Origin of the sequence: Nocardia vinacea (assembly GCF_035920345.1) — a bacterium.
GTDB lineage: Bacteria > Actinomycetota > Actinomycetes > Mycobacteriales > Mycobacteriaceae > Nocardia > Nocardia vinacea_A.
Window position 1 is genome coordinate 8,695,479 of record NZ_CP109149.1, and the last position, 19,968, is coordinate 8,715,446.

Below are 19,968 nucleotides of genomic sequence, written 5' to 3' on the forward strand. Positions count from 1 at the left end.
ACTTACTGCATTGTGAGGATGTCGGAGAGGGGGCGGCGGGGGGTTGATGGGGGCTCGGGGGTGTTTTCGGGGGTGGTGCCGATTCGGATCAGGACCTGGGGGATGGTGGTGTGGGGGAGCATGGTTGCGATGGCTGTTCGGGCCGATGGCAATTCGGTGATGTGGGTCATCGGGCAAGTTGCCAGGCCGGACGTGGTGCATTCCAGGAGTACGGCGGAGAGGGCTTCGCCGGTGTGTAGCCACGTTGTGACGGATTCGCGGGGTGAGCTGAGTACCAGTAGGCGAGCGTGGTCCTCGAGGGTGTCGCGGCGGGCCGAATGCGGCGTGGATGGGTAGGTACGGCCCACACCGACGCGGGCGAATTCGGCATCGGAGACCAGGGATTCGCGCGGAACGCCTTCCGCGTCGCCGGAATGTCCGGTCCACCAATGCAATTCGGTCTGGTACTCCATGTCGTAGCGGCGGACCGCGGTGGCGTGCTCAGAGGCCACCGTGAGCTTCGCGCGGGCGCTCTCGTCGAGGAGATCGAGTTCGATGTCGTGGGGTGTCACCAGCATTCGACCGGCGTGCAGGAGCGGCGATAAGTCGGTCGGCGCGTACAGCGGCAGTCGGTCGGTGCGTCGCTTTTCGATGGCGCGGGCGCGGGCCAGCACGCCGATCGGCGGCTCGGGCCACGGCCGGAACTCGATTACCGCCAGATAGTCGGGGTGGCCGGCATCGGGGAGCCGGGTGGTATCGGTGTGCCAGCCCTTGGCGGCGAATGCGGTGCGCACGTGGTGCAGCATCGCGCCACAGCTGATCACCAGTTGCCGACCCAGCGGGTCCGCCGAGGTCAGCAGGCGGTCGTCGTCGCGATACAGATGCAGTCGGGTCCCGTCGAAGACCCAGCGCCACGGTTGGGTGTTGTGCAATGACGGCGCGCGGCCGGCCGAACGCATGGCCGCCAGCAACGTCGAATGGTCCGGCACGGAATGTACGGAGGAGAGGCGGGTGTCGGTCATACTCCCGAGCCTCGTCTGGCGATGTGCCGGTCGATACGGGCCTTTTGCCTGTTCTCGAAGGTCGATGGTCACCCGTCGGGTCGGGCCGTGCACTGGGTGCCGAAGGTCAGGTGTAGCAGTGACTTTCGGCCCTCCCGTCGTGGACGTCGTGGATGCTGCGATCGAGTCCCGAGGGTCGGAAATCGAACAATCCAATAGCGAGGCCGTCATGAGCGTGTCAGGGAAGTGGTCCACCCCGGACTTCCCCGACATTGTCGTATTTCCGCGTGGACCGATCGCGGAGTTGGAACTCGAACGCGTGGCTGGGGCGGTCGGGCGATTGCTTACTCGAAACGGGGTCGACGGTGGTGCCCGGGTGCGGGTCGTGGTCGCGAATTGTCCGAGTGGGCCGCAGTTGGTGCAGGTGAATCTGTGCGTGCGCGGTACTCCGGCGCGCGTGCAGACGATCACTCCGGGGGCGGGCATGGTGCTGCCGGTCGTGCTGCGGCTGGAGCGGCTGATCGAGCGGTTGACGACAAAGCAACGGGTGGCGCCGGAGCGGGAGCCGGTACGGCGACTACTCGCGGCATCCGGATATGGCACGATCACCCGCCGCAAGAAATGTTCGCTGCTGGTCGGTCCACCGGATGCGGCGGCCGCGGTGCTCGACGCGATGGACTACGACGCGCACCTGTTCGTCGACGCCGAAACCGGCGCTGACGCGATCGTCTACCGTGGCGATCCCGCGGGCATCAGGTTGATCCGTTGGCCGTGCGACCCAGCGGCGGCCGATCCGAAGATTCCGGAGTTGTCCGAGACCGCGGCCGCCGACTGCCTGTGCACCATCGGCCTGCCATTCCTGTTCTTCATCGATCCCGTCAGCCGCCGCGGGCATCTGCTGTACCGCCGCTACGACGCCGACCTCGGGCTGATCACACCCCGGATCAGTACACGGCTTGCCTGCTGACCCGGTGTTCGGCAGGACCAATGTCCCTGGATCCAGGGCATCCCGGCTCTGTCGACGACCGTGTCACCCCGGGCATAGTTGGAATGGGAGCCGGCCACCGGCGGTCGGGCAGAAGCGAGGCGGTACGAACGGCCTACCGCGAGAAGGATCATGGGGCGGGCGATTCGACTCGGCGGTGCCATGCGGGGCAACGCACGAGTCGTGTGTGGCGATCGACGACCACGCCGTGATCCGACCGACGGATTCGCGCCGTCGCCGCCGAAACCCGCTCGCCCACCTGTCGTGTTGGCCGGTTCCATTTCGATTACTGCGCGCGGAGCACCATGATGCCCGGCGTCGTGCGCACATAGTCGGCGAACGGGGAGTCGACCACCTTGTTGTTCGCCGCGAGTGAGGATGCGTTGCGGAAGACCGGGCCGCTCGGTGTCATGACGAAGATGCCGACGTGAGTCACATCGAGTCCTGGCTGGTCGGCGTACGCGCCGATATAGTCACCGGTGCGTAGTCCACCGATGACGCTCTCGTCTACAGCAGCGCCGGGGATATAAGTGATACCGCGATCGACCACCGGCAGCCCCGGAAGATATGTTCCGCCATCGGCTTTCGCGTTGAGGTGCTTGGTAACGGTCACCGCGGCCGGGCTCAATGTGCCGGTGATATCGGTGGCCGCGATACGCGCGGTATGTGACCAATCGCTGAAGAAGTGCTTGCGCTGCTGGAACTCGACGCGGCTATCGGCATAGCGGGTCGCGATCAGATTCGCGACGAACTGGTCGCGATCGGTAGACCTGCTGAGCGCCTCGACATAGTCGAGGTAGGTGAAGCAATCCACCCGGCGCAGATCGATGACCAACTGTTCGGGCTGGTCCGCCGAGCCGATGAGCATATCCGCGCCATACGGCGTCCCGAGCAGGCGTCCCGACAACCGCTCGATCAGCTCACCCTTGCTCGCACCCGGCGAGGCAGCCCGCAGCGCCAGCAGCTCATCGATCTTCCCGGCAGTGACGTCATCGCTGATCGGTGCGCCGAATGCGGCTGGAACGGTCGGCATGACCATGCCGACGAGTGCCGAGATGATGAGCAGTACGCGAGCGATGCTGCGCAAAGGGCCTCCAGCAGGTTGAACGGTCATTGCTGCCACGGTAGTCCGAGCCCGGCGGTCCTCGGTCGCCGAACACGAAAACGGCCCCGTGGCTGCAGGATCCGCTGGGGATTCCGTCATGAGCCCTACATTCCGAGTCGAACAGTTTGGACACGGGATGATCACGATGTTGTCGTTTCGTTATCTCGGAGGGGCTTTGGTCGTCGGAACTTGCCTGGTCGACCGCGATTCGACCGGACTTACAGATGCAAGCGCGTGGCGGCCTCCCGCAGGCGCCGGGCTCGGCGCGACGATTCCCGGCAAGTGTGGCAGGCTCGGTAATCGAGGCCGGGGTGCAGAGATTTCGACTCGCACAACGGTCGGCGTGACCACGGGAGACCCCAGCTACGGCTGGGGTCTTCGTGTGTCTGCGGCATGTTTCCCTCGAAACGGCTCTCATTAATGTCGATTCCGCACCGATGTGAGCTCAGTAACCATATCCTGTTAAGCATCAGTTACCGACGTAAAAGTTCGTTACGGCCGACCTGCTGCGTTTGTGACGCCGGAACCTCCGTGTAACGATAGTTTCAATCGCGAACGAACAAATCATCCCGAAGTGTTCACCCACTGCAGATACGGTCCCCATCGTCGCACCGGATTTGTTTCCTTCGGTGTGTTCGCATGCGGGTCGAATCGCCGGTTGTGGCTGTCTTGCGCAGGTATGCGCGAAAACGAGGAATGGTGCACGTGAGTGAGTTCTGGAGTCTGAGCACGTCGGTAGCTTTGGTCAGCGTCGGCATCTCACTGTATGGTGTCGTCGCATATCTGGTCGGAATTCTGGATGGTCGCACGCGGCCGCGCATGGCGTCTTGGGTGGCCTGGTGTACTGCCAATACCGTATTCGCGGTGGTCGCATATCTGGAGGGCGCAAATCTCGCCGCGGGTATCAATGCCGCGTCGGCAAGTATGAATGCCGCCGTTATCGCCCTCGGTCTGCGGCGTGGGGTCAGTCTGCGGCCCGGGGACAATATCGATTGGGCATGTCTGCTCTCCTCCGTCGCATGTGTGCTGGTCACAGTGGATATCTCGGAGAAGGCGTTCGGTGCGCTGGTGGCCATCTGTGCCAATCTCATCGCCACCATCCCAACGCTGCGGCACGCCTGGTCGAAGCCTGAGGAAGAAACCTGGCAAATGTTCGCCGCGAATGCCTTCGCTGGGGCTCTCGGTGTGCTGGGAGTGCTTCTGGCGAGTGGATATCAATTCGCCACTGTCGCGGGTCCGCTGATTACCACGATCGGAAATATTGCCTTGGTTTCGCTAACCGTCGGCCGTGGTCGGATTTTCGAAGAAACTGCTGTGCCCGTGAGAGTTGGTTAGCCGAAATGCCTTCGATAATCTCCAATATCGGTGACTGTTTCACCGATCCCGGCGAATTGACTCCGGGACAAGCGCGGCGTGCGATGGCCATCCACAATATTTGTTCACCGAGCTGCCGCATCTTGCGGCAGGCGAAACTGACTCTCGATGGCTCGTTGGTATCCACGGAAAGTTTCGGCGAGGCTCCAAAATATTCCGCCGTTGAATTGATCGGATACGGCGAAGTCTCCACTGGATATCTACACTGAATCCTCCAGCAATAACCCGGTTTCCGGGTCGTACCAGCGGCAGGCCTGCGGTGGCACATGCAGGTTCAGCGCGACGCCCTGGTCGGCCCGGAAGCTGGGCTGCGTCTGAATCTTGACGGTCTGTCCGCTGACATCGGTGGTCAACAGGGTCGACGAGCCGAGCGGCTCCAGCACCTGGAGTTGGGCGCGTACCGAATCGGTGCCCGCCTCGTCGCCGATGGCGATGGCCTCGGGCCGGATGCCGAGGTTGAGCTTCTTACCGCTGAACGATGCGAGCGCGGCGGGGACCGGCAGCGACTGCCCACCGAGATCGATATGCGGTCCGGCCTCGCCGATGTCGACGATCCCGGTGAGGAAGTTCATCGGCGGGCTGCCGAGGAATCCGCCGACGAATTCGGTCGCTGGACCGTCGTATACCGCTGTCGGCGAACCGCATTGAACGATAACCCCGTCGCGCATGACCGCGACGCGATCGCCGAGCGACAGCGCCTCGACCTGGTCATGGGTGACATAGATCGTGGTGGTGCCGAGCTCGCCGACCAGCTTCTTCAACTCCGCGCGGAACGAAAGCCGCAGCAGCGCATCCAGATTGGACAGCGGCTCGTCCATGAGCAGCACGTCGGCATCCATGACTATCGCGCGCGCCACCGCGACGCGCTGGCGTTGGCCGCCGGACAGCTTCGCCGGATACCGATCCAGGTACGGCGTGAGCTGCAGCAGATCCGCGGCCCATGCGACCTTGCGCCGGATCTCCTCGGCGGGCACACCGTGCACTCGCAGGCCGAAGCCGATATTGTCGGCGACCTTCTTATTGGGGAAGACGGCATAGGACTGGAACACCATCGACAGGTTGCGCCGCCGCGGCTCGAGATAGGTGACATCCTTGCCGCCGATCACGATCTGCCCCGCATCGGGCAGTTCCAGCCCGGCGATCATGCGCAGCAGCGTCGTCTTACCGCAGCCGGACGGCCCGAGCAGCACCATGAATTCACCGTCGGTGACCTCGAGCGAGACCTGGTCGGTGGCGCGCGTGGTGCCGCCAGGGTAGGTCTTCACCAGATCCCGCAGAATCACTTCGGCCATATGCCCTACACCTCTGTCATCTCAGCGTCGTCCCCCACATATTCACGAGATAGCGCCGCATCACGAAGATGAAGACCAGCGCCGGAATGATCAGCGCGAACCCGCCCGCGAACCGGTACGGCGTCGACGCCTCACCGAGCGTGGTGAGCACCTGGGCGGGCAACGTGCGATGTCCGAGCGTCACTATGGTCGCGCCGAGGATCTCGTTCCACGACAGCACGAACGTGAAGATCGACGATGCCGCCAGACCGGGAAGTGCCAGCGGCACAACGACTTTGCGAGCCGCCTGCCAGCGCGTGCAGCCGAAGACGCGCGCCGCCTCCTCGAGGTCGGCCGGTACCGCGACGAAAATGCTCGCCGTGATGAGCACGGTGGTGGGCAGCGCGAGCGTGGTGTGCACAAGCGTCACGGCGAAGACGGTGTCGTACACGTCCAGCCGCAGGAACATCGTGGCCAGCGGCACCGAGAGCACCACGATCGGCAGCGCGCGCACGAACAGGATGAATACCTGATAGGTGTCCTTACCTCGGAAGACATTGCGGGCCAAGGCATATCCAGCGGGCGCACCGATGGCCAGCGACCAGAACACGGTATAGAGCCCGACGAGCACCGAGTTGCCCAGTGCCGGAACCGTCCCGGTTGCGCGGAAGAACGACTGCAGCGTCTCGATGGAGAATTCGCTGGGCAGCAATGGCTTCGGGAACTCGTTCAAGGCCTCACGCGAGGACACCGCGGCGAGTCCGATCAGCACGATCGGCAGCGCCATGAACAGCGTCACCGCGATACACGCCACCTGCACTCCGATGGCCCGCCGCCGACGTCGGCGCAGCGGTGCGCGATCGATCGGCGGCAGTGCCGTGGCCTCACTCATCGCGACCCCTCCGGCGCCCTGACCGTCCGCAGATAGAACATCGCGGTACCGAGCGAGATGGCCAGCACCACAAGCGAAACCGCGCTCGCGACAGCGGGATTCTGCAGATTGGAGTACCACTCGTAGGTCTCGCCGACCAGCAGCGGAAAGTCCCGCCCGGTGAGTGCCTGCGCGACGGCGAAGGCCTGCAGCGCGAGGATGGTGCGCAGAATCAGCGCGACCTGCAGGCTCGGCCCGAGTTGCGGCAGCGTCACATGCCGGAGCCGCTGCCAGAAGTTCGCCCCGAACACCTGCGCGGCCTCGTCGTAATCCCGTGGAATCAGCTGCATGCCCGCCACCACGATGACGAAGACCAGTGAGGTCGCCCGCCAGATCTCGGCGATCACCACCGCGAGCAGCATGGTGCCGGTGTGCTGATAGTTCAACCACTGCACACCGTCCTCGGACAATCCGAGCCAGACCAGCAGTGAGTTCAGGTATCCGCGATTGCCGAAGATCGACAGCCACACCAGTCCGGCGGCCAGTTCGGAGATCGCCAACGGCACGCACCACAGGTAGAAGTGGCCACTCGCGAACCGCGGCCGCGCCTGCATCAGCAGCGCCATACCGACCGCGAGCACCAATTGGATCGGCACCACGATCACGATCAACAACAGCGTATTGCGCAGCGAGGTAAGGAAATACGGGTCGTCGAACAAGCGCCGCCAGTGCGCGAGCGTGAAGCCGCGATCGTCGCTGAACGCATCGAAGATCGCCCGCACCAATGGCCAACCGAACAGCGCGACCAGCAGCACGATCGAGGGCAGCAGCAGAATCCACGGTGAACCGAGTCGCGCGCGCATAGCTACCCCACCCCGCAGATGTCGGCGACGGGATCGGGTGCCCAGCACGGCACCTTCAGCTCGTCGAGAATGCCCTGCAGCACCCGGGCCTGTTGATCGAGTGTGGTCCGAATATCGGCTCGGTCCAACACAATCGAGCGGAAGCTGTCCTTGAACACCTTGCTCACCTCACCCTCGCGCTGACCGAGGCCGACCGGCGGCAGCGACAGGATCGCGCCCTGCGCCTGCTGCTGTCGGTCCACGGCATCGGCCTCGAGCCTGACCGCCGGTGGCAGATCGTCCGGGATGGCGGTGTCGACCGACGGGAAGAAGCCATTGGAGCGCAGCAGTTCGATCTGGGTTTCCGGCTTGGTCAACGCGCTGATCGTGCGCTGGGCGAGCTCGGCATCGGTGCTGCCCTTGGGAATTGCGAGCCCGGCGACCACGGCCATATAGCCGAGGCCGTGCTTGCCGCGCGGCGCGGGCAGCATGCGCCAGTCCTGCGGGTCGTGCTCGGGCGCGTGCACCAGGCGGACAACGTGATCCCAGGCCATGCGCACCTCGCCGCTGGCAAGGGGCTCTTGCATGAAGTCGAAATTCGTACTCGACTGTGCGCAGTTGGCCCACAGTTCGCGGAAGTATTGCCAGGCCGTCACGGCCTCGGCCGAGCGGAAGGTGGTGATCTGCCCGCCTGTGAACGACGGCAGCAGATACCCCTGGGTGAAGCGATGCAGCAGGCCTTTCGGGCCGGCGGGCAGTCCGAGCATCGGTCGGTTGCCATTGGCGCGGCGCGCGGCGATCGCCCAGTCGAGGAACTGCTCGTAGGTCAGTGCCGTGGCGTCCACCCCGGATGGCAGGTGCTGCAGCGCGTCGGCGTGTGCGGCGAGCACGTAACTCGCTGTGGCCCAGGGGATATACCACGTCCGATCGGTACCGGCCCGCGCCAGTTGCAGGTAGGCGGCGGGCCAGCCGCGGTTGCCGAGGTCGGCGAGCAGGCCGGTGAGATCCTCGAGATAGCCGTCGGCCAGCGGTGCGATATCGCCGTGCAGCCCGCCGAGCAGCCCGACCTGCGTCGAGCCCGCCTCGAACTGGCTGCGCACCTGACTCGCGAACGGGCTCTCCTCGATGGTCACATAGCTGACGCCCGGCGCTGTCTTGCCGAGCAGGTTGCGGAAACGATCGGCCTCGTCGGCGGGGCGGAATTGGGTGGAGAGAAAGAGCATGCCGCCACTTCCCGTGGTGGCGAATCCGGTGCACGCGGCGGTGAGCGCGAGGGTTCCGATGCCCGCCGCGCCGAGGAACGACCGGCGCGTCAGGCCGCGTGTCGCCATGTGTGGCTCCCGAGGCAGGAATGGACCCGGGTGCGCCGACACCAATCCATCATGCCCAGATACAAACAGATGTGGGCGCACAGCCGAACGCGCAACTTCCCGTGACTGAGAACAAAACCCGAGTTGTCTTGCGGCACAAATAAAAAGGAAGTCACCCCTCTGAAAAAAGTTATGAAGATCTTTGGATAACGAATTCTTTACGCACTGCCCCGCCGGGTCGTCGAGACACCTATGCTCGGGGCTTTCACGAGTGATCGACGTTGCGATAGATGAAGAAACGGGTAGCCGTATGACCGCCAGGACCGACCTAGAACACGAACTACGCGGGCCGCTGGCGGCAACCGGGCTGATCACCGAACAGGAGGCCACCGAACTGCTCGAGATGTTCCGCGCGGCCAAACAACTCGAAACGGCGGCGCTCATCGAAGCCATCGATGAGATGGTCGGCGCGCTGCCCCGGCCGTTTCGGGCGGTGACGAAGAAGATCATGTTCGGGAGCCGGCTCGGCTGATGAGTGATCTGGTAACCGGTGCCCAGATCGTCCTGCTGTCACGGACTTTGCATGCCCCCGTGGAGCGACTGGCGCATCTGGAGCGGTTGGGCAGCGAGAATCTGCACGAACTCCAGGAACGGCTGGCGGGCCTGATCTTCGACCAGCACAACGAGACGTTCGAGCGGATCAGCAAACTGGTGCCGATCATTCCGCTGCGCATCTCGATGCCGCTGGTGCAGCGCCTCGTGCCGCCGATGATGACGGGCCGGGCCGCGGGCGCGGTCGGTGTCGATCACCCGAAGAAGGCGGCCGAGACGGTTGCCATGCTCGCGCCCGCGTATGTAGCCGACTGTGCGCCGTATATGGATCCGCGCACCGTCGGACAACTCGCCGCGGTGGCGCCGCCGGAACCCATCGTCCGGATTCTCAACGAAATGTTGGCGCGCAAGGACTACATCACTGCCGGGCCGTTCCTCGACGCCTTTGCCACACCGACATTGGTCGCGGCCTTCGAACAGGGCGTGCTCGATGACGAGGGTCTGATCTTCTCCGCCGCCTATGCCTATTCCGTCGCGGGCGTGAGCGCCATTTTTCGTCAACTGCTGGCCGGGCCGCGGCAGCGGATCCCGCGCATGCTGCATACCATGCTCATCGGGTCTACGGGGCTGCAGTTGGCCGCGCTGTCGACGTTCGCGCGCTGTGAGACCGAGCTGACCGCGTCGATCGGCGATGTCCTGTTCAGCATCGGCTCCACCGAAATGATCGGCAATCTCATCGCGAGCTATCTCCGGGCCGGTGCGGCACCGGAGCTGTTGACCTTCATCGGAAGGCTGAGTAAGTGGGCACTGGGGGCCCTGGCCGGGAATCCGATCATCGCGAACGACGCGGTGTTGGCCGGACTCGTCGGCAGCCTGGAGGGCCGCATCGAATCCGACCTGTGGCGTGGACTTTTCAGCCTGATGGCACACGCCGACGCCGGGATCCAGCGCCGGATGATAGCCCTGCTCGCGCAGATGAACGATGCGATGGTGTCCGCATTGCCCGGCATCGCCACCGAGGCCCACGACTGGCCGCTGCTGCTGGACCTGATCGCCCGCGCCGACACCCCGGTCCGCGGCCGCTTCGAAACGATGTGGTCCAACCTGCCGCCGGAGCGCCGCATCGATCTGGAGCACCGCATCCGGGAACTCGGCCTGAACATCCGCCTGGCACCGGTGACCACTACGACGCTATCGGTGGACGAGGTGTTCTACCGTCGCCGCCAGATGCGCCGCCGCTACGACGCAGTGCAGAGTTGGGACTGACTGCCCTAGCCGCAGGGTAGCTCGCGCCGAGGCGGCCTGACAGCCGGTTGGGGCTGGTTGGATCAGGGACTGACGAAATCTGCTGTCTATCTGACCGATCCGGTCGGGGCTACCGACAACCGTGCGATTCCGGCGTTCAATTCGAGCACATCGCGCGCCACGCGACGTTTCGAAAACGCTTGGAAGGTAAGACGAATGACCGAGTTCGTGACATTCGAGGAGGGGCGGATCGCCTGCGATGTCGTCGGAGACGGACCGCTGGTTGTGCTTTCGCACGGTATCGGAACTTCCCGGCACGACTATCGCCATCTCGTACCGCGACTGACCGCCGCGGGCTATCGGGTGGTGAATGCCGACCTGCGTGGGCACGGCGAATCCAGCCCCGGCTGGCCGTCGGTGACCGGGAAGCCGGCCATCAGCCGAACCGATGTCGCAGGCGATCTGCTCAGTGTGATCCGGCATTTCGGCGGCCCCGCGGTGCTCGTCGGCCACTGTATTTCCGGCGGTGCCGCGACCATTGCCGCAGCCGAGGCGCCCGAACTCGTCAGCGCCATCGTCGAGATCAACCCGTTCACCAGGAGGCAGCGACTGGATTTCGGTGCTCTGTGGACGGTGCCGCGGTACCGGCGCGGGCTGGTGCGGTTGATGGGCACGCTGCTGCTGGGGTCGCCTCGGTTATGGCGCAGGTACCTCGATATCGCCTATCCGACCAAGCCCGAGGACTTTCCGAACTATCTCGACGGCGTGTTCACGACCCTGCGGGAACCCGGCCGGTGGCGCGAGTTCAGGAAGACGAGTAAGACCAGTCCGGTCGATGCCGAGGCGGCGCTGTCGGAGGTGCACCGGCCCGCACTGGTGATCATGGGCGCCGAGGATCCCGATTTTCCGGACCCGAAGGGCGAAGCCATGGCGATCGTCGCGGCGATGCCCATGGGCATCGGCAAGGTGGCTGTCATCGAGAACGGCGGGCACTATCCGCATGCGCAGTTCGGTGACCGCGTCGCCGAATTGATCATTCCCTTTCTCGGACGGCATGCCGCCGGTGTGGTCGCACCGGTCCGGCACGCGGGGTGATCGGACTGCACATTGCCGTGACAGTCCTGGGGGAATGCGGTGATGATAGGAACGTGTCGACGCCTCGCACGGTTGTCCTCGTGGTCTACGACGGCATCCAGCTGATCGAATTGGCCGGTCCCATGGACATTTTCGGTGCGGCGAACGCCATCGTCGGCGCGCCGGCCTACCGGTTGGTGACGGCATCGCCGCGCGCGGGCACCGTCGCGGTGGACGGCGGTCTGACGATGAATGTCGAACATTCCCTGCCGGAGATCGCCGCCGGTGACGATGAGATCGACACCATGATCGTGATCGGGGGCAACGGAGCCTTCGTCTCATCGGTATCCGCCGACGTGGTGCGCGAGCTCCCGGCCATTGCCCGGCGATCGCGGCGGGTGGCGTCGGTATGCGCCGGTTCGCTCCTGTTGGCCGGTGCCGGGTTGCTCGACGGTTATCGTGCGACAACGCATTGGGGAGCATGTGCGGTGATGGCCGAGCGCTTCCCGCGGGTGCTGGTCGAACCGGACCGGATCTACGTCAACGACGGCAACCGGTGGACCTCGGCGGGGGTAACCGCGAGTATCGATCTAGCGCTCGCCTTGGTCGAGGCCGATCACGGCACCGAAGTGGCCCAGCTGATCGCTCGATGGTTCGTCGTTTTCACCCGGAGGCCAGGTGGCCAAGCACAATTCAGCGCCCAACTACGTGCGCAACCGGCGCGTACCCCGGCGATTCGGGCCGTACAACAGTGGCTACCCGACCACTTGGACGAAGACTTGAGCGTGGCCGCATTGGCAGCTCGGGCGGGACTGAGCGAGCGCGCCTTCGCCCGCGCCTTCCGTGCCGAAACCGGCAGTACGCCTGCGGCTTTCGTAGAAAATCTGCGTGTCGAGGCGGCTCGTCGACTGCTCGAGACCACAGATCTGACGGTGGTCGCGATCGCCAAAGCGGTCGGCTACAAGCACGGTGAGACGCTGCACCGGGTCTTCTCCCGGCAACTGGCCACCACACCCGACCGCTACCGGCAGCATTTCGCGATCACCGGTTCCGGTTCGGACACAGACGATTTCAGCTACCGGGAAAGCCGGGCGGCAGCGGCTGGAAATCCGCCTTGAACTTCGGACCCGGCGGGAGACCGCGCAGCACCGCGCTGGTCCAGGCGACCGCGGGCGGCCAGCCGGTGACAGCATTGACGATGTGCTCGGGGACGGGAACGGTGTAGAAGCGCAGATCCGCGCCACGCTCCCAATAGCTTTGGACGGTAGGCAGCACCACCGACGGCGGAATCAGTTCATCCCACAGTCCGTGCCACCACAGGATCGGCGTATCCGGAAGGTATTTGCCCAAGCTGTTGCCCTGCAGGACCCGAAGGATCTCCGGGGACGACTCCAGCGACTTGCCGGGCTGATAGTAGGCGCTGATGGGCCGGTAGACACCGGTGAGCGCAATGCTCGCGTAGCACCGACTTCGGACATCCTCGATGATCTGCTGCCCCTCGGTGGTCAGCAGATCGGCGGGATCGAAGACGTCCGGGTATTCCCGGGCCAGACTCGCGGAGCCGAGCCACATGGTGAAGTTGCTGGTGCCGGTGAGCCCGGGTTCCGCGTGGGTCGCATACCTGGCCTCCGCCACCAGGTCACCGGGCGTGCCGCCGATGGTGGTGCCGAGCAGCCGCACATCGGGTGCGTAGCTTGCGCGCAGCTCGGCCGCGCGAATGGAACCCGAACCGCCGCCGGAATATCCGTACAGCGCGATGCCGGAATCGGTGAGGTCGAGGGCGGGATCGTTCTTCATCGCGCGCAGGCTGTCGAGGACCATCTTGCCCTCGGCATAGGTGTTGAAGGTATTGAACTTTCCGTCGAAGTCCGGCACGTTGATCGCGAAACCCTGTGCCAGCCAATAGATCACCAGCGCCGACTCCTTCATGGTGCCGGTCTGCATGGTGTGCGAGGGATTGCAGGCCGAATCGGTGGAGTCGATCGCCTCTTGGAAGGACAACACCGGCCGGGGGCTGCCCTGCCACGGAATGCCGGGCACCACAACGGTTGTCGCGGTGACGATCGGATTGTCGTGCACGTCGTTCGAGCGGAACAGCAGCTGCTTGGTATAAACCGGGAAGGGAATGCCGAGCACCCGCGTCTGTACTTCGCGGCTGCGCACGATCTGCCCCGGCTGATACGACGCGAGATCCGCGGGATCGTCGTACCACGGGTCCTGATCCGGCGACGGGATCGGCAGCAGATCATAGATTTGCGGCTCGGTCGGCAACTGCGGCAGCTGGTTCTGATCCGGTGGGAAATTCGGCGGGAAGCCCGGATCGGCGAGCGCCACCCCGGCACTGCCCATTGCCAGACCTGCCGCCACCGCCAGCACCGCGAGCCGCCGCCGAGATCGCTTCACCGCATCCTCCGAATGTTCATTGATCCGCCAGCCGATCATGGGTTCGGCTTGCTGGATTCAGCTCACCGCAATTGACGGCGCAGGTCTATTGGCATGATGCAGAGCCTGGACCTCGGGTCTTGTGCATCTGCACGAACCCGCTCGGCCGAGAGTGTCCCGGACCGGATATCACCTTCGGGACCGCCAGGGTACCCATTGAAGCTTCAAATAAAACGCATTGAATGTACCGCTAAATAACGGTACATTCTTCCGCGACATGACTTCCCTTACTGGAAGGCCTGGTCGTGATCGCAGTTCGGGGACCAGTTGAGTTATCGGCGCTCGCAGATGCGCTGCATGCCGAGGATGTCGGTTATCGCAGATCGCTGCGCGCGCGCCAAGTGCAGATGATCGCAATCGGCGGGGTGATCGGCACCGGGTTGTTTCTCGGCGCCGGTGGGCGACTCGCCAGCGCCGGACCGGGATTGTTCCTGGTGTATGCGGTGTGCGGCGTATTCGTCTTCTTCATCCTGCGCGCGCTCGGCGAACTGGTGCTGCATCGTCCCTCCGCCGGATCCTTCGTCTCCTATGCGCGCGAGTTCTACGGGGAGAAGATGGCTTTCGCGGTTGGGTGGACCTACTTCTTCCACTGGTGTATGACCGGGATCGTCGATATCACCGCCATTGCCACCTATGTGCACTACTGGGGCGCGTTCGAGGTCGTCCCGCACTGGGTGATCGCGCTCATCGCCCTGATCGCGGTGGTGAGTACCAACCTGATCTCGGTGCGCTGGTTCGGCGAACTGGAGTTCTGGGTCGCGCTGATCAAAGTCGTTGCCCTGGTGGGCTTTCTGATCGTCGGCACGATCTTCCTCGCCGGTCGCTTCCCGATTCAGGGTGCGCAGACCGGGGTCGGGGTGATGACTCAGCACGGTGGATTGTTCCCGACCGGTGTGCTGCCGCTGGTCACGGTCATTACCGGTGTCGTATTCGCCTATGCCGCAGTCGAACTGGTCGGCATTGCGGCCGGTGAGGCGGAACATCCGGAGACAATCATGCCGCGGTCGATCAACTCCGTCATCGCCCGCATCGGACTGTTCTATGTCGGTTCGCTGGTGCTGCTCGGACTGCTGTTGCCATATACGGTCTTTCGGGCCGGTGAGAGTCCGTTCGTCACGTTCTTCGCGAAAATCGGTGTGCCGGCGGCCGGTTCGATCATGAACCTGGTCGTGCTCACCGCCGCGTTCTCCAGCCTCAATGCCGGGTTGTACTCGACCGGCCGGATTCTGCGTTCGATGTCGATGAACGGCAGCGCACCCGGTGTGGCGGCGCGTATGTCGCGGGCGGGCGTACCGTACGTCGGCATTCTCGCCACCGGCGCAATCGCGCTGGTCGGCGTCGGACTCGATGCGGTGGTGCCGGACAAGGCATTCGAGATCGTGCTGAACGCGTCCGCACTCGGCACCATTGTGTCGTGGACTGCGGTTGTGCTCTGTCACCTCCGACTCTGGCGCGAATGGCGCCGCGGTTTGGCCTGGCGCCCGGCCTCCCGCCTACCCGGCACCCCCTACACCGATGTGGCGACCCTGCTCTTCCTGGCCACCGTGGTCGTCCTGATGGTCTGCACCGGCGATATGGTCCAGCGCATTGCCGTACTCGTGATGCTCGTCGTCCTGGGGCCGGCTTTGGTCGGCGGCTGGTTCCTCGCGCGCCGAAAAGTGTTGCGAATAGCCCGCATCCGCCAACATCACACCGGCCAGTTCGAGGTAGTTGCCGAGCGTCCGCCTCTCGGGCCTTCGGCCGAACCGGAAGTGATCATCGAGCCTCTGAAGTCCCGCTACGCCAACCCGGATCCGCGCTAGGGGCCGGTATACATCGGGAGATCCGATGATTTTCGCGTTGGCGCGTACTCGCGGTCGCAGCGATGGGCGGGCAATCGTCGCGCTTCCTCGATCGGGCTAGCGGTCCGCGCGGGGACAGCCCGGTAGGTTTGCTCGCTATTTCTGGAAAATGCCGGGCTACAGCCACTTTCGTGGTAAGTCGGCGCTCGATCGAGCGTGACCACAGGCAGCGTTGTGGCGACATCCGCGCCCGATTATGCGTCGGGTAGCGCGAATGTTCCGCGACCGCGCAGGGCGAACAAACGGTGAACAGCCGCGGTCGCGGTGGAGACGAAAAGTCAACGGGCTCCGCTGTTTTCGCAGTACTCCGTTCACTGATCGGAGGGTGGTCGTTCACGGCGCGTGGTTAGCGTTTGAAGCTGTCGTTTCCGGAGACTGTTGAGCAGCTCCGAGGTTTGTCCGCTTCGATGCCCGTCTTGCCATGCCGTGCCTGCGTTCGGGGTGCGCGGAAACGAATCAGGTAGTGGTAGTGAACAACTGGAGATCGGACTGCTGGGATCCGGATCGCTGGCAGTTGCCCGCGGTGCTGCGGCGGTGTCGGACGTGGATACGCGCGACGCGGCGGCGGTGCTGGACGGTTGGGATCCTGCTCACAGTCTTCGTTCTGGTCGTCTTCCCGGGTCTACTCGGCGCCACTGCCTCGGCCACGGCCGAAGGCGGCACCCGCACCGCCGGATCGTCGGTGGGCAGCGCGCTCGGCTGGACCCACGTCGCCGATTCCTCGGGTGTCGAAGCCGCCAGTTATGTGTTCGCCACCGACCACGGCGGTGTGCTCAATCCGGGCGATACCGCGATTTCCCTGGTGATCGGCCTGGAATTCGCGGGCTGGAAAATCATTGTGATCACAGCGATCTGGCTGATCGGCTACGCCCTGAGTTTCGAGTGGCTGAACCTCTTCTCGAAAGCACTGCTCGGTGTGGCGCACAGCTTGACCGGACAGATCGCGACGCCGATCATGCTGGTGACCGCCGCGACGATCGGCGCATTCTTCGTCGCGTGGTTCGTGGTGCGCGGCCTCTACTCCAAAGCCAGCCTGCAAGTGGTGACCATGATCATGGTCGGATTGCTGGGACCGATATTCCTTGCCGAGCCCCTGGCCGATGTGCTGTCGTCGGACGGCCTGCTCGCGAAGGGCCGCGATCTCGGCATTTCGGTGGCTGCCGGGCTGAACGGCGATAACAATATCGATCCGCACCACATGGTGGCGACCATGCAGGGCACGCTGACCGACAACTTCGTTCGTCGTCCGCTGCAGGTCTGGAACTTCGGGCATGTAGTCGACGAGCAGGCCTCATGCCGTGCCGCGTGGTCGGCCGGTGTCACAGCGCGCAGCGAAGACCGGGTGAAAAAGGGGATCGGCGCCTGCGGGGACAGCGCGGCCAAGGAATCGATGGAGAATCCGAATTTCGAACAGATCGGCACCGGCCTATTGCTGCTGCTGGCCGGGGCGATCCTGCTCGCTTTCGGGGCCGTGCTCGCGATCAAGGTGATCCGGGCGGCACTCGACACGATCTACCACGGATTGATGTCGATCTTCGGTTTCGCCGCAGGCGGATTCGTGTACGGACCTACGCAGACGTTCCTGATCCGCAATGTCGTCGACAGCTTCGTCGCCGCGGCACGCATGACTGCCTACACCATCTTTCTCGGCGTTTATGTGCTGATCCTGGGGGACCTGTTCAAGCTCGCCGGTGATCAGGTCATGGTGGTGTTCATCATCGGCGCGATCTTCGAGATCGTGGCGATCCTTCAGCTCAAACGCCTCAGTAAAAGTCTGGACCGCGGCAATGAATGGATTGCGAATCGGTTCGCATTGGCCGTGCAGGGCAGCGGTGGTGGCGCACGCGGTTCGGGTGGCAGCGCGACCGCCCTCGGCATGGGAGTGACCGGCGCGGGCCATTCCATGCGTATGGGGATGCTGCCTGCTCTCGCCGCGTTCAGCACGGTCAGCAATTCGCCTGCGACCGAATGGCTCTGGGGACGGACCCGTTCACCGCTGCGGCCGTTCTCCCGGATGGAGCGTGAGGCGCAATTGGGGCAATGGGGATTCTGGGGCGCGCCAGGTGTGGGTGGCCCCGACGGCTCCTATGCCCAGGCATACGTGCACCGGCCCGTGTTCGCGCGGGCGGCCCGGGAGGCCGCGCTTGCCACGCCGAATGGCGGCATCAATACCGTTCGCGGCGCGGCCGCGGCGATACAGGGTCTGGTGGATATCGGCGGGAAGATCACCGATGCACCGGCGGCATTGCTCGCCGCCGGATTCACCGACGAGGACATCATGTTCAACGCCATTCGTTCGTCGTCGATCGTCGATGACAACGCCAAGGGCTGGACGCTCGGCAATAACCATCTCGGCCGCGTGGTAGCCGCAGTCCAACGTGTCCAGGACTCGTCGCTTCGACTCCTCGAGGGTGGCAGCTCTACCGGCGAAGTCGCGGCGGATCTCGCTACCTTGCAGGCCGCCGCATTCCGGTATCGGCGCTCGGCCCCCGCGGGCGTCACTCTTACCACGGACGAGGAGCAATTCGTCACCGCATACCTGGGCACACCCACAGAGGACGTGGCCCGGGCTCTCCAAACCGTCGCCGGTGGCGGCACCGTCACGTCGGGCCCATTGTTCGGTACTCCATTCGCAAACGACGCCCTCGCCGCCAGGCGCATGTTGGGGCAGATCGGAAGCAGGCAGGCAGACCTCGTCTTGACCAGCGTCAACGATGTATTGAGCAATCCGGCGGACCAAGAGTTGCTCCGCGTTGCTCGTGGCCACATCTCCGATACGGTTCTCACCGACCAAGCGTTGAGCGGGGCCAAACGAACAGCGACGAACACGCCGACGCCGCCGAGGCAAGGCAGTCCACGGCGGCCTGGCTGGGCCCCGCCGATGGCTGGGGTCGGCGCCCGGCTGAATTGAGGTGGTGCGCTATCCGTTCAGCGCGTCGCGGATCATCGGCCACGACCTGTGCAGGTCTTCCTGCCAATAGCCCCACGAGTGGGTGCCGGTGGGGCGCAGGTCGAAGGTGGCGGGGATGCTCAGTTGTTGGAGGCGATCGCGCAGTGCGTGCGCGCACTGGTTGGTGATGGCCTCCAGCACACCGCCATTGACGAGTTGGCCGACGAGTTTGCCTCCGTTGCCGCGGATGCCGTGACCGTCGAGGGTATCGAGCGCTCCGGGGACGCCCGTTCCGGTCGAGACGTAAACGGCTGTGCCGCGCAGCATTTCGGCATGCACATAGGGGTCGTTGGCGGCCCACGCCGGATCACTGGGCGGCCCCCACATATTGATCGGATTGCCCCGCCACCGCAGGACGACGGCATCGATCATGGCTTGGCCCAGCGGGTCACTGGTCTGGACGCAACCGCTGTAGGAGCCGATGGCCCGGTAGCGTCCGGGTGCCGCGAGTGCGAGCTGAAATACCGATGTGGCGGCCATGGAGATCCCCGCGACCGCGTCGGCGCCGCTGCCGTTGAAGGCCGAGTCGATGATCGGCGGTAGTTCCTGGGTCAGGAAGGTGGTCCAGCGTTGGCGGCCGAGGATCGGATCGTCGTTGCGCCAATCGGTGAAGTAACTGCCATTGCCACCCATCGGGGTGACGACCGTGACCTGTTTGTCGCGGAAGAAATCGACGATATCCGTCTGCTCGGGCCAACTGCTTGCATCCGCGCCACCGCTCGCGCCGTTGAGTAGGTACAGGGTCGGTGTCGGTAGCGAACTATCCGGTGCCCGAAGCACTTTGACGAGGATATCGGTGTCCATTGCGGCCGAGTACAGCCGCAGGTCGAGCATGCCGTCCGGATTCTCGACCATGCCGACGAGATGTGAGCCGTCGGCGGCGGGGCGAGCGGCGGCGGTAGCCGTGGTGACCGTGATCGGGCCACTTGGGTCCGAGCGTGCGGGCACGGCGGCCAGACTCACCGCGGAGATGAGCGCCATCAGCCCTGTCGCAGTTCGCACTCGACTCTTCCTTCCCGCTATCCGATGCCGTCGCCACGATAGTCGGCAATTACCAGGGCAGATAAGGCTATTTGGACGATCTTTCGGCGAAATGCATTGCTGCTGGGGGACATCACAAAGTTCG

At 64.4% G+C, this 19,968-nt stretch carries 16 protein-coding genes; 8 read left to right on the forward strand and 8 right to left on the reverse strand.

All coding sequences use genetic code 11. The features are described from left to right. Positions 1-2: 2 nt before the first annotated feature. A complete protein-coding gene (locus OIE68_RS39300) occupies positions 3-1,001 on the reverse strand; it encodes an Acg family FMN-binding oxidoreductase (RefSeq protein ID WP_327095958.1) in 999 nt (332 codons plus the stop codon). A 208-nt stretch (positions 1,002-1,209) separates the two neighbouring features. Between OIE68_RS39300 and OIE68_RS39305 the strand changes: the two genes are divergently transcribed. Continuing rightward, on the forward strand, positions 1,210-1,947 hold the full coding sequence (locus OIE68_RS39305; RefSeq protein WP_327095959.1) for a sigma 54 modulation/S30EA ribosomal C-terminal domain-containing protein: 738 nt from the start codon (positions 1,210-1,212) through the stop codon (positions 1,945-1,947). 304 nt (positions 1,948-2,251) lie between these two features. On the opposite strand, the gene OIE68_RS39310 is transcribed toward OIE68_RS39305, so the two are convergent. Next, the gene (locus OIE68_RS39310; RefSeq protein ID WP_327095960.1) at positions 2,252-3,079 is read right to left on the reverse strand and encodes a DUF1460 domain-containing protein; all 828 of its coding nucleotides are present in this window, start codon (positions 3,077-3,079) and stop codon (positions 2,252-2,254) included. 696 nt (positions 3,080-3,775) lie between these two features. Here OIE68_RS39310 and OIE68_RS39315 point away from each other — a divergent pair. Continuing rightward, complete coding sequence (locus tag OIE68_RS39315) at positions 3,776-4,405, forward strand: hypothetical protein (protein ID WP_327095961.1); 630 nt, start codon at positions 3,776-3,778, stop codon at positions 4,403-4,405. A gap of 239 nt (positions 4,406-4,644) precedes the next feature. Here OIE68_RS39315 and OIE68_RS39320 read toward each other — a convergent pair whose 3' ends face one another. From OIE68_RS39320 to OIE68_RS39335, 4 genes are read right to left on the reverse strand one after another with little or no spacing between them, the layout of a single operon-like run. Continuing rightward, positions 4,645-5,736 (reverse strand): ABC transporter ATP-binding protein, encoded by a 1,092-nt coding sequence (locus tag OIE68_RS39320; protein ID WP_327095962.1) that lies wholly within the window; start codon positions 5,734-5,736, stop codon positions 4,645-4,647. Between the two features lie 16 nt (positions 5,737-5,752). After that, on the reverse strand, positions 5,753-6,607 hold the full coding sequence (locus tag OIE68_RS39325; protein ID WP_327095963.1) for a carbohydrate ABC transporter permease: 855 nt from the start codon (positions 6,605-6,607) through the stop codon (positions 5,753-5,755). After that, the gene (locus tag OIE68_RS39330) at positions 6,604-7,449 is read right to left on the reverse strand and encodes a sugar ABC transporter permease (protein ID WP_327095964.1); all 846 of its coding nucleotides are present in this window, start codon (positions 7,447-7,449) and stop codon (positions 6,604-6,606) included. Before OIE68_RS39330 ends, OIE68_RS39325 begins: the two co-directional genes overlap by 4 nt. A 2-nt stretch (positions 7,450-7,451) precedes the next feature. Continuing rightward, positions 7,452-8,759 carry an ABC transporter substrate-binding protein gene (locus OIE68_RS39335; RefSeq protein ID WP_327095965.1) on the reverse strand — a complete coding sequence of 436 codons (1,308 nt, stop codon included), beginning with the start codon at positions 8,757-8,759 and terminating at the stop codon, positions 7,452-7,454. A 289-nt stretch (positions 8,760-9,048) separates the two neighbouring features. On the opposite strand from OIE68_RS39335, the gene OIE68_RS39340 reads away from it, so the two are divergent. From OIE68_RS39340 to OIE68_RS39355, 4 genes are all read left to right on the forward strand, one after another. Continuing rightward, the gene (locus OIE68_RS39340; protein WP_327095966.1) at positions 9,049-9,270 is read left to right on the forward strand and encodes a hypothetical protein; all 222 of its coding nucleotides are present in this window, start codon (positions 9,049-9,051) and stop codon (positions 9,268-9,270) included. After that, positions 9,270-10,556, forward strand: coding sequence for a hypothetical protein (locus OIE68_RS39345; protein WP_327095967.1), 1,287 nt, complete (start codon positions 9,270-9,272; stop codon positions 10,554-10,556). Before OIE68_RS39340 ends, OIE68_RS39345 begins: the two co-directional genes overlap by 1 nt. A gap of 195 nt (positions 10,557-10,751) precedes the next feature. After that, complete coding sequence (locus OIE68_RS39350) at positions 10,752-11,630, forward strand: alpha/beta hydrolase (protein WP_327095968.1); 879 nt, start codon at positions 10,752-10,754, stop codon at positions 11,628-11,630. Between the two features lie 53 nt (positions 11,631-11,683). Further along, positions 11,684-12,727, forward strand: coding sequence for a GlxA family transcriptional regulator (locus OIE68_RS39355; RefSeq protein WP_327095969.1), 1,044 nt, complete (start codon positions 11,684-11,686; stop codon positions 12,725-12,727). Here OIE68_RS39355 and OIE68_RS39360 read toward each other — a convergent pair. After that, a complete protein-coding gene (locus tag OIE68_RS39360) occupies positions 12,681-13,958 on the reverse strand; it encodes a lipase family protein (RefSeq protein ID WP_327101979.1) in 1,278 nt (425 codons plus the stop codon). The two genes, OIE68_RS39355 and OIE68_RS39360, sit on opposite strands and share 47 nt — an antisense overlap. A 338-nt stretch (positions 13,959-14,296) precedes the next feature. On the opposite strand from OIE68_RS39360, the gene OIE68_RS39365 reads away from it, so the two are divergent. Next, positions 14,297-15,853, forward strand: coding sequence for an amino acid permease (locus OIE68_RS39365; RefSeq protein WP_327095970.1), 1,557 nt, complete (start codon positions 14,297-14,299; stop codon positions 15,851-15,853). Between the two features lie 508 nt (positions 15,854-16,361). Then, the gene (locus OIE68_RS39370) at positions 16,362-18,803 is read left to right on the forward strand and encodes a hypothetical protein (protein ID WP_327095971.1); all 2,442 of its coding nucleotides are present in this window, start codon (positions 16,362-16,364) and stop codon (positions 18,801-18,803) included. Positions 18,804-18,812: 9 nt separating this feature from the next. Here OIE68_RS39370 and OIE68_RS39375 read toward each other — a convergent pair whose 3' ends face one another. Beyond that, positions 18,813-19,823 (reverse strand): alpha/beta hydrolase, encoded by a 1,011-nt coding sequence (locus OIE68_RS39375; protein ID WP_419150841.1) that lies wholly within the window; start codon positions 19,821-19,823, stop codon positions 18,813-18,815. Between the last annotated feature and the right edge of the window lie 145 nt (positions 19,824-19,968).